We start from the raw sequence: 8,773 nt of genomic DNA on the forward strand, positions 1-8,773 counted from the left end.
AGATTCAGATCCGCCGGGTGGCCCAGCGCCTGTTGAAGTTCGGCGCAAAGTGACGGGCCCGGGCCGCGCGGCCACCGCCGTCGACCTGGCGCTCGCGCTGCGCGGCGTGCTGGCGCCGGTGCTCGGCGGTGAGCCCGCGATCGAGAACCTGCGCGCCCTGACCGGCGGCGCCAGCCGGACCACCTGGGCGTTCGACGCGGACCTGGCCGGACGACGCCGCTCGCTCATCCTGCGTACCGGGCCGCCCGAGGCCGTGCACGCCGGCATGGAGCTCGAGGCCAGCGCCCAGGCCGCCGCCGCGGCGGCGGGCGCGCCCGTCCCGCACGTCCTAATCGCCGCCGATTCCCTTGACGCCTTGGGCACCCCGTATCTCATCTGCGACGAGGTCCGTGGCGAGACCATCGTCCGGCGCATCCAACGCCAGCTCGACGCCGCCGGTGGGCACGCGGCCCGCACCCGGCTGCTCGGGCAGTGCGCCACGGCGCTGGCCGCGATCCACCGCGCCGACCCACGCGTGCCCCGGCTGACTCACGAGGACCAGCTCGCCCAGTGGCGCGACCGGCTCGACGCCATGGACGACACGACGGCCACCTTCGAGTGGTCGTTTCGTTGGCTGGCCGCGCACCGGCCCGCCCCGACCGCCACGGTGCTGGTGCACGGGGACTATCGGATGGGCAACCTGATCGTCGACGGTGCCGACCTCGCCGCCGTGTTGGATTGGGAGCTGGTGCACCTCGGCGAGGCGTGTGAAGACCTTGCCTGGTTCTGCATCCGCGCCTGGCGGTTCGGCGCCCCGGCCGGGCAGGGCGCCGGGGGGCTCGGCAGCGTCGAAAGCTTCCTGCGCGCCTACGAACAGGCCAGCGCGACTACCGTCGACCGGGTGGCGTTTCACTGGTGGCTGGTGCTGGCCACGCTGCGGTGGGGCGTCATCTGCCGCTTCCAGGCCGAACGGCATCTCAGCGGTGAACTGCGTTCGGTCGAGCTCGCGACCATCGGCCGCCGGGTCTGCGAGACCGAATGGGATCTGCTCGAACTGCTCGACGAGGCCCCCCGATGATCGGCGCCTACGGCCGCCCGCTCGCGGCCGAACTCGTCGCCGCCGTCGCCGAATTCCTGGAGACCGACGTCCGGGAGGCCACCACGGGTCAGGTCAATTTCCACGCCCGGGTGGCCGCCAACGCGCTGCGCATCGTCGAGCGCGAACTCCTGGACGAGGGCGAGGCCGAGGCCCGCGCCGCCCTGACCGACCTGGGGTTCGCCGACGAGGAGGAGCTCGCCGCCGCCATCCGGGCCGGCCGGCTCGACGGGCGCGCCGGTGACGTCGTCGCGTGCCTGCGCACGGTGGTGCGACATCGCCTGGCCGTCGCGCACCCGGGGTACGAGTCGTCGGGCTAAGTCCCCCGGCGCGCACCACCACGAACGACGTTGCCGGACAATGCGTTTGACGCCCGCGCAAGGAGATCGGGGCCGGCCGCGGCGGCCTGGTCGACGCGGCCGGCGGGCGCGGCGATCCCGCTGGCGTCGCGCCGCCACCCGCCGAGGGGTTAGATTCTGCGCGACGACGCGGGTGCGACAGATGGGGAGCCGATGACAACCTTGGAGTCACTGCTGAAAGATCCCGAGCTGACCGGCGTGTGGACCTTGGTGCCGGACCGCACGGCCATCACGTTCGCGATCCGGAACATGTGGGGCCTGATGCGCGTGAAGGGCCGGTTCACCGAGTTCAGCGGTGACGGTCAATTGACCGACGCCGGAGCGGTTTTCGGCCGCGTCGACATTCGGGCCGCCTCGCTGGACACCGGCATCGGCCGCCGCGACGAGCACCTGCGCTCGGCGGACTTCTTCGACGTCGAGCGCTACGGCGAGATCACCGTCGTCGTCACCGCGGTGCACCCGACCGCAGGCAAAGCCGCCGACCTGCAGGCAAACTTCACGATCAAGGGCAACACCGCCTCGCTCCCTGTGCCCGTCACCATCTCCGAGCTCGACGACGGCGCCATCCGCGTCGCCGGCGAAACCAAACTCGATCGGGCGCAATTCGGGCTCGGCTGGAACCGGCTCGGCATGATGGCCCCGACAGCAACCGTGGCGGCCGACGCCATCTTTGTGCGGGCATCCCGATAAAACGGCGACGACACCAGTACCATCTGCACCGTGTCCGACTCCAGCCCCGACTCGACCGTGGCCCTGCGGGTCCTGGTTTACAGCGACAACGCCAAGACCCGCGAGCAGGTGATCCGGGCGCTGGGTAAACACCTACACCCCGACCTGCCCGAGCTGACCTACGTCGAGGTCGCGACCGGTCCCATGGTGGTGCGGCGGCTCGACGAGGGCGGCATCGACCTGGCGATCCTCGACGGCGAGGCCACCCCCACCGGCGGCATGGGGATCGCCAAGCAGCTCAAGGACGAACTCGAGACCTGCCCGCCGATCGTCGTCCTCACCGGCCGGCCCGACGACGCGTGGCTGGCCAGCTGGTCGCGCGCCGAGGCCGCCGTCCCGCACCCGCTGGACCCCATCGTGCTGGGCCGCACCGTCATCGGCTTGCTGCGCACCCCTACCCGCTAGCCCTTCGACCTCGGTAAACGGGCGCGGCAGCCGGCCGTCGCCCCTCTTCGCCACCGTCGCCGACGGCCACCTCGATTCCTCGCCGCACGCCCGTCTCAGGCGTCCCAGGCGCCACTTGGTGACGGCAGGCCCCACCCCGAGCAAGCGCGACGCGCGCTGCAACGCTATGTTGAAGATCACTGTGGCGCGCTTCAGACCCAGTACGTCACAGCAGCCCGGTGACCGCCTGGCCGCCTCCGGGGGGCCCGCACGACGGATCTTGGAGCGAATTGAACGTCTACATACCCATCCTGGTGCTCGGCGCGATCGCCTTTGCCTTCGCGGTCGGCTCGGTAGCGATCGCGAGCCTCGTCGGCCCGTCGCGCTACAACAAATCCAAGCTCGCCGCCTACGAATGCGGGATCGAGCCCACCGAGACGTCGGTCAGCGGCCCCCAAGCGACCCCCGGCCAGCGGTTCCCGGTGAAGTATTACCTGACCGCAATGCTTTTTATCGTCTTCGACATCGAAATCGTGTTCTTGTATCCCTGGGCGGTCAGTTACGACGCGTTGGGAACGTTCGCGCTGGTCGAAATGGTGGTGTTCATGCTGACGGTGTTCGTGGCGTACGCCTACGTGTGGCGCCGCGGCGGCCTGACGTGGGATTGAGGTAAGACGTGGGCCTGGAAGAACAGCTGCCCGGTGGCATCCTCCTGTCGACGCTGGAGAAGGTCGCCGGTTACGTCCGCAAGAACTCGCTGTGGCCCGCCACCTTCGGGCTGGCCTGCTGCGCGATCGAGATGATGGCCACGGCCGGGCCGAGATTCGACATCGCGCGGTTCGGCATGGAGCGGTTCTCGGCGACGCCGCGCCAGGCGGATCTGATGATCGTCGCCGGCCGCGTCAGCCAAAAGATGGCGCCCGTGCTGCGGCAGATCTACGACCAGATGGCCGAACCCAAATGGGTGCTGGCCATGGGTGTCTGCGCGTCGTCGGGCGGCATGTTCAACAACTACGCGGTGGTCCAAGGCGTCGACCACGTGGTGCCCGTCGACATCTACCTGCCCGGCTGCCCGCCGCGCCCCGAGATGTTGCTCTACGCAATCCTCAAGCTGCACGACAAGATTCAGGAGATGCCGCTCGGCGTCAACCGGGAGACCGCGATCGCCGAGGCGGAGCAGGCGGCGCTGTCGGCCCGGCCCACGATCGAGATGCGTGGGCTGCTGCGATGAGCTCGCCGGATCAGGACCCGGGAGAAGCGGTCAGCCGCAACGACGAAGAAGTGATCGACGTGCGACGCGGCATGTTCGGCGCCAAGGGGTCGGGTGACACCTCGGGGTACGGCCGGCTGGTCCGCGAGGTACTGCTGCCGGGCAGCAGCCCGCGCCCCTACGGCGGCTACTTCGACGAGGTCGTCGACAACCTCACCCAGGCTTTGGAAAGCAGCGGTGTCGAATTCGCCGATGCGATAGAAAAAGTCGTGGTCTACCGCAACGAGCTCACGTTGCACGTGCGCCGCGAACAACTGCCGGCGGTCGCGCAACGCCTGCGGGACCACCCGCCACTGCGGTTCGAGATGTGCCTGGGCGTCAGCGGCGTGCACTACCCGCACGAGAAGGACCGGGAACTGCACGCCGTCTACCCGCTGCAGTCGATCACACACAATCGCCGAGTTCGCCTGGAAGTGGCGGCGCCGGACGGGGATCCGCACATCCCGTCGCTGTACAGCGTGTACCCGACCACCGACTGGCACGAGCGCGAGACCTACGACTTCTTCGGCATCATCTTCGACGGGCATCCCTCGCTCACCCGCATCGAGATGCCCGACGACTGGCACGGCCACCCGCAACGCAAGGACTACCCGCTCGGCGGGGTCCCCGTCGAATACAAGGGTGCCCGGATACCCCCACCCGACGAGCGGAGGGCGTACAACTGATGAGCACCGTCACGGATTCGGCGCCCGGCGCCTCGGACAGCCCCGAGAAGGTCATCGTCGCCGGTGGGCAGGACTGGGACCAGGTGGTCGAGGCGGCCCGCGCGGCCGATCCCGGCGAACGCATCGTGGTCAACATGGGCCCCCAGCATCCGTCCACCCACGGCGTGCTGCGGCTGATCCTGGAGATCGAAGGCGAAACGGTGACCGACGCCCGGTGCGGAATCGGCTACCTGCACACCGGGATCGAGAAGAACCTCGAATACCGGTACTGGACGCAGGGCGTCACCTTCGTGACCCGCATGGACTACCTGTCGCCGTTTTTCAACGAAACCGCCTACTGCCTGGGCGTGGAGAAACTGCTCGGCATCACCGACGAGATCCCCGAACGCGTCAACGTCATCCGGGTGCTGATGATGGAGCTCAACCGGATCTCCTCGCACCTCGTCGCGTTGGCCACCGGTGGCATGGAATTGGGCGCCATGACCCCGATGTTCGTCGGCTTCCGCGGCCGCGAAATCGTGCTGACCCTGTTCGAATCCATCACCGGCCTCCGCATGAACAGTGCCTACATCCGGCCCGGCGGTGTCGCGCAGGACCTGCCGCCCAACGCCCACACCGAAATCGCCGACGCCCTCAAACCGCTGCGTCAGGTGCTGCGCGAGATGGGCGACCTGCTCAACGAGAACGCCATCTGGAAGGCCCGCACGCAGGACGTCGGTTACCTGGACCTCACCGGTTGCGTCGCGCTGGGCATCACCGGACCGATTCTGCGGGCCACCGGCTTGCCGCACGACCTGCGCAAGAGCGAACCCTACTGCGGCTACGAGAATTACGAATTCGACGTGATCACGGCCGACACGTGTGATGCTTACGGGCGCTACATCATTCGCGTCAAGGAGATGTGGGAGTCGATCAAGATCGTGGAGCAGTGTCTGGACAAGCTCAAGCCCGGCCCGACAATGATCGAGAATCGCAAGATCGCCTGGCCGGCGGACCTCAAGGTGGGCCCCGACGGCATGGGCAACTCCCCCGAGCACATCGCGAAGATCATGGGCGGCTCGATGGAGGCGTTGATCCACCACTTCAAGCTCGTCACCGAGGGCATCAGAGTGCCTGCAGGGCAGGTGTATACGGCGGTGGAGTCGCCGCGCGGTGAACTCGGCGTGCACATGGTCAGCGACGGCGGCACCCGGCCCTACCGGGTGCACTACCGCGACCCGTCGTTCACCAATCTGCAGTCGGTCGCCGCGATGTGCGAGGGCGGGATGGTCGCAGACCTGATCACCGCCGTCGCGAGCATCGACCCGGTCATGGGCGGGGTGGACCGATGAGCGAACCCAACGTCAGCGGCAGCGGCGAGCGCGTCTTCCTGCGCCTCGGGCCGCCGCCGGACGAACCCAACGCGTTCGTCGTCGAGGGCGCGCCGCAGTCGTACTCGTCCGACGTGCAGGCCCGCCTGGAGGTCGACGCCAAGGAGATCATCGGCCGCTACCCCAACAAGCGCTCGGCCCTGCTGCCGCTGCTGCACCTGGTGCAGTCGGAGGACTCCTACCTGACGCCCGCCGGCCTCGAATTCTGCGCGCAGCAGCTGGGACTCACCGGCGCCGAGGTCTCGGCGGTGGCGAGCTTCTACACGATGTACCGCCGCGGGCCCACGGGCGACTACCTGGTGGGCGTGTGCACCAACACGCTGTGCGCGGTCATGGGCGGTGACGCCATCTTCGACAGCCTCAAGGAACACCTGGGCGTCGGGAACGACGAGACCACGCCCGACGGCTCGGTCACGCTGCAACACATCGAATGCAACGCCGCGTGCGACTTCGCGCCGGTGATCATGGTCAACTGGGAATTCTTCGACAACCAGACGCCCGAATCGGCGCGCCGGCTGGTGGATTCGCTGCGCGCCGGCACGCCCGAGGCGCCGACGCGGGGCGCGCCGCTGTGCGCGTTCCGGGAAACCTCGCGCATCCTCGCCGGCCTGCCCGACGAGCGGCCCGATCAGGGCCAGGGCGGGGCCGGGCCGGCCACCTTGGCCGGCCTGAAGGTGGCCAAGGAACTCCGGATGCAGGCACCCCCCGCGCCGGACCACGCCGCGGAAGGACAGTGATGGCCGCCCCGACCGCACCCCAGTCGACGCCGCTGACGCCGGTGATCAGCCGGTACTGGGACGACCCGCAGTCGTGGACGCTGCAGACCTACGAGCGCAACGACGGCTACCAGGCGATGAAGAAGGCCCTGGCCATGGAGCCCGACGCGGTCATCGGCCTGGTCAAGGACTCCGGGCTGCGCGGGCGCGGCGGCGCGGGCTTCTCCACCGGCACGAAATGGTCGTTCATCCCGCAGGGCGACAGCGGCGCGGCCGCCAAGCCGCATTACCTGGTGGTCAACGCCGACGAGTCGGAACCCGGTACCTGCAAAGACATTCCGCTGATGCTGGCGACACCGCACGTCCTCGTCGAGGGCGTCATCATCGCCGCCTACGCGATCCGGGCCAGCCACGCGTTCATCTACGTGCGCGGTGAGGTGCTGCCCGTGCTGCGCCGCCTGCAGAACGCCGTGGCCGAGGCCTACGCCGCCGGCTACCTGGGCCGCGACATCAACGGTTCGGGCTTCGACCTGGAGTTGGTGGTGCACGCGGGCGCCGGCGCCTACATCTGCGGCGAGGAGACCGCGCTGCTGGACTCGCTGGAGGGCCGGCGCGGCCAGCCGCGACTGCGTCCCCCGTTCCCCGCGGTCGCCGGGCTCTACGGCTGCCCCACCGTGATCAACAACGTCGAGACCATCGCCAGCGTGCCCTCGATCGTTCTCAACGGCGTCGAATGGTTCCGGTCCATGGGCAGCGAGAAATCGCCCGGCTTCACGCTGTACTCGCTGTCCGGACACGTCACCCGCCCGGGCCAGTACGAGGCGCCGCTGGGCATCACGTTGCGCGAGTTGCTCGCCTACGCCGGCGGCGTGCGCGAAGGCCACCGGCTCAAATTCTGGACCCCGGGTGGCTCCTCCACCCCGCTGCTCACCGACGAACACCTGGACGTCCCTTTGGATTACGAGGGCGTCGGCGGGGTCGGCTCGATGCTGGGCACCAAGGCGTTGGAGATCTTCGACGAGACCACCTGCGTGGTGCGAGCGGTGCGGCGCTGGACCTATTTCTACAAGCACGAATCCTGCGGCAAATGCACTCCGTGCCGGGAGGGCACCTTCTGGCTGGACCAGATCTACGAGCGCCTCGAGACCGGCAAGGGCACCGGCGAGGACATCCAGAAGTTGCTGGACATCTCCGACACCATCCTCGGAAAGTCGTTCTGCGCCTTGGGCGACGGTGCGGCCAGCCCCGTGATGTCGTCGATCAAACACTTCCGCGAAGAGTACGTCGCCCACGTCGAAGGGGGCGGCTGCCCATTCGACCCCCGAGACTCCATGCTGACGGCGGACAAAGGGGGATCATGACCCAGACGGCCGATACCGGAAACCGCGTCGCTGCGCCCGAGATGGTGACGCTGACCATCGACGGTAACGAGATCAGCGTGCCGAAGGGCACGTTGGTGATCCGCGCGGCCGAACTGATGGGCATTCAGATCCCTCGGTTCTGCGACCACCCGCTGCTGGACCCCGTCGGCGCCTGCCGGCAGTGCCTGGTCGAGGTGGAGGGCCAGCGCAAGCCGATGGCGTCGTGCACCACGGTCGCGACCGACGACATGGTGGTGCGCACCCAACTGACCTCGGAAGCCGCCGACAAGGCGCAACACGGCGTCATGGAATTGCTGTTGATCAACCACCCGCTCGACTGCCCGATGTGCGACAAGGGTGGCGAATGCCCGCTGCAGAACCAGGCAATGTCGAACGGGCGCGCCGACTCTCGCTTCACCGACGTCAAGCGCACCTTCGCCAAACCGATCAACATCTCCGCCCAGGTGCTGCTGGACCGCGAGCGCTGCATCCTGTGCGCCCGGTGCACCCGGTTCTCCGAGCAGATCGCCGGTGACCCCTTCATCGACATGCAGGAGCGCGGTGCGCTGCAGCAGGTCGGCATCTACGCCAACGAGCCGTTCGAGTCGTACTTCTCGGGCAACACCGTGCAGATTTGCCCCGTCGGGGCCCTGACCGGAACGGCCTACCGGTTCCGCGCCCGCCCGTTCGACCTGGTCTCCAGCCCGAGCGTCTGCGAGCACTGCGCGGGCGGCTGCGCCGAGCGTACCGACCACCGGCGTGGAAAGGTGTTGCGCCGCTTGGCTGGCGACGACCCCGAGGTCAACGAGGAGTGGAACTGCGACAAGGGCCGGTGGGCCTTCCG

The 8,773-nt window shown here is 68.6% G+C and carries 11 protein-coding genes; all 11 read left to right on the forward strand.

Annotated features, from left to right (window positions below):
- Positions 1-49 precede the first annotated feature (49 nt).
- On the forward strand, positions 50-1,057 hold the full coding sequence (locus A5714_RS22560) for a phosphotransferase family protein (RefSeq protein ID WP_068289072.1): 1,008 nt from the start codon (positions 50-52) through the stop codon (positions 1,055-1,057).
- Entirely contained in the window at positions 1,054-1,395 is a 342-nt protein-coding gene (locus tag A5714_RS22565) for a DUF6285 domain-containing protein (protein ID WP_068289075.1), read from the forward strand. The genes A5714_RS22560 and A5714_RS22565 overlap by 4 nt, the downstream gene beginning before the upstream one ends.
- 192 nt (positions 1,396-1,587) lie before the next feature.
- Entirely contained in the window at positions 1,588-2,124 is a 537-nt protein-coding gene (locus A5714_RS22570; RefSeq protein ID WP_068289077.1) for a YceI family protein, read from the forward strand.
- Positions 2,125-2,154: 30 nt separating this feature from the next.
- Positions 2,155-2,568: a response regulator transcription factor gene (locus A5714_RS22575; RefSeq protein WP_068070389.1), complete on the forward strand. Its 414-nt coding sequence runs from the start codon at positions 2,155-2,157 to the stop codon at positions 2,566-2,568.
- A 269-nt stretch (positions 2,569-2,837) separates the two neighbouring features.
- Positions 2,838-3,215 (forward strand): NADH-quinone oxidoreductase subunit A, encoded by a 378-nt coding sequence (locus A5714_RS22580; RefSeq protein ID WP_068070388.1) that lies wholly within the window; start codon positions 2,838-2,840, stop codon positions 3,213-3,215.
- 8 nt (positions 3,216-3,223) lie between these two features.
- A complete protein-coding gene (locus A5714_RS22585; RefSeq protein ID WP_068070387.1) occupies positions 3,224-3,778 on the forward strand; it encodes an NADH-quinone oxidoreductase subunit B family protein in 555 nt (184 codons plus the stop codon).
- Complete coding sequence (locus A5714_RS22590; RefSeq protein WP_068070386.1) at positions 3,775-4,482, forward strand: NADH-quinone oxidoreductase subunit C; 708 nt, start codon at positions 3,775-3,777, stop codon at positions 4,480-4,482. The genes A5714_RS22585 and A5714_RS22590 overlap by 4 nt, the downstream gene beginning before the upstream one ends.
- Entirely contained in the window at positions 4,482-5,813 is a 1,332-nt protein-coding gene (nuoD, locus tag A5714_RS22595; protein WP_068289080.1) for an NADH dehydrogenase (quinone) subunit D, read from the forward strand. The genes A5714_RS22590 and nuoD overlap by 1 nt, the downstream gene beginning before the upstream one ends.
- Positions 5,810-6,589, forward strand: coding sequence for an NADH-quinone oxidoreductase subunit NuoE (gene nuoE, locus A5714_RS22600; protein ID WP_068070384.1), 780 nt, complete (start codon positions 5,810-5,812; stop codon positions 6,587-6,589). Before nuoD ends, nuoE begins: the two co-directional genes overlap by 4 nt.
- Positions 6,589-7,929 carry an NADH-quinone oxidoreductase subunit NuoF gene (gene nuoF / locus A5714_RS22605; RefSeq protein ID WP_068289083.1) on the forward strand — a complete coding sequence of 447 codons (1,341 nt, stop codon included), beginning with the start codon at positions 6,589-6,591 and terminating at the stop codon, positions 7,927-7,929. The genes nuoE and nuoF overlap by 1 nt, the downstream gene beginning before the upstream one ends.
- On the forward strand, positions 7,926-8,773 hold an 848-nt coding region (locus A5714_RS22610), incomplete at its 3' end, for a 2Fe-2S iron-sulfur cluster-binding protein (RefSeq protein ID WP_156747454.1). The genes nuoF and A5714_RS22610, both read left to right, overlap by 4 nt.

Origin of the sequence: Mycobacterium sp. E2462 (assembly GCF_001672685.1) — a bacterium.
Taxonomy (GTDB): Bacteria; Actinomycetota; Actinomycetes; order Mycobacteriales; family Mycobacteriaceae; genus Mycobacterium.

Excerpts from the sequence above, each read along its gene's own strand:
- A5714_RS22565 (WP_068289075.1), top strand. The coding sequence starts at position 1,054 with ATGATCGGCGCCTACGGCCGCCCGCTCGCGGCCGAACTCGTCGCCGCC.
- A5714_RS22570 (WP_068289077.1), top strand. The coding sequence starts at position 1,588 with ATGACAACCTTGGAGTCACTGCTGAAAGATCCCGAGCTGACCGGCGTG.
- A5714_RS22590 (WP_068070386.1), top strand. The coding sequence starts at position 3,775 with ATGAGCTCGCCGGATCAGGACCCGGGAGAAGCGGTCAGCCGCAACGAC.
- nuoD (WP_068289080.1), top strand. The coding sequence starts at position 4,482 with ATGAGCACCGTCACGGATTCGGCGCCCGGCGCCTCGGACAGCCCCGAG.
- nuoE (WP_068070384.1), top strand. The coding sequence starts at position 5,810 with ATGAGCGAACCCAACGTCAGCGGCAGCGGCGAGCGCGTCTTCCTGCGC.
- nuoF (WP_068289083.1), top strand. The coding sequence starts at position 6,589 with ATGGCCGCCCCGACCGCACCCCAGTCGACGCCGCTGACGCCGGTGATC.